The 884-nt window shown below is 42.6% G+C and carries 1 protein-coding gene and 1 pseudogene; both read left to right on the top strand.

The window, feature by feature from the left end; all coding sequences use genetic code 11:
- Nucleotides 1-470: peptide deformylase (gene def, locus L4D76_RS28710; RefSeq protein WP_428444200.1), on the top strand; the 470-nt coding region annotated here is incomplete at its 5' end.
- A gap of 212 nt (nucleotides 471-682) precedes the next feature.
- A pseudogene (locus L4D76_RS28715) lies at nucleotides 683-884 on the top strand (YkgJ family cysteine cluster protein); the annotation flags it as partial.

Below are 884 nucleotides of genomic sequence, written 5' to 3' on the forward strand. Positions count from 1 at the left end.
AGAAGTTAAAAATTCAAGCTTCTGAAGTTAAAGATATCAGTCAAGTTCAGCAATTAATCGAAGACATGCTCGAAACTATGTACAGTACCGATGATGGTATTGGTTTAGCTGCAACGCAAGTTGGCAGAACGGAAGCTATCGTTGTTATCGATATTTCACAATCCCGAAATGAGCCATTGGTGTTAGTGAACCCTATAATTGAAAGTGGTGATCATAAGGAAATCGGTCAAGAAGGCTGCTTGTCTGTTCCTGGTTATTACGCCGATGTTGAAAGGTTCATGCAGGTTAAGGTTTCGGCCATAGACCGTAATGGTGATCAAATCGTTATCGAAAGTGATGATTTTCTCGCGATAGTTATGCAGCATGAGATAGATCACCTAAAGGGTAAGCTATTCATTGACTACTTATCTCCGCTTAAAAAACAAATGGCACTAAAGAAAGTGAAAAAGTCCGTCAAAGTGTCTACTTAATCACCGATTAAGCTCGCGGCTTATAACAAACAATCAAGGTGATGCCTTACACTCGGCATTTTTGATATGGAGTTCGGTGCGCTTGGTTTGTTCAACGTGGCACACCTTATTGTAGGCGTTATGGCACGCAGTAAATTTAAAGGCATTGTCAACTTCTAGTGAATTAGGTATAGAACTATAATGGTCGCGAACTGCACAAAAGTTAGGTATTAATGAACAATAGCCGAGAGATAATCGCGCGTCTGCGCGAGCGTATTCCGTCGTTCGAATGTGTGCCGGGTTGTCACGATTGTTGCGGACCGGTAACTACTTCCTCGGAAGAAATGTCGCGCCTGCCAGTGAAAACTGACGCTGAACATGAAGCCGCATTAGATGAGTTTAACTGCGTACACCTGGGTCCTAATGGTTGCAAGG

Source organism: Photobacterium sagamiensis (assembly GCF_050337085.1).
Lineage (GTDB): Bacteria > Pseudomonadota > Gammaproteobacteria > Enterobacterales > Vibrionaceae > Photobacterium > Photobacterium sagamiensis.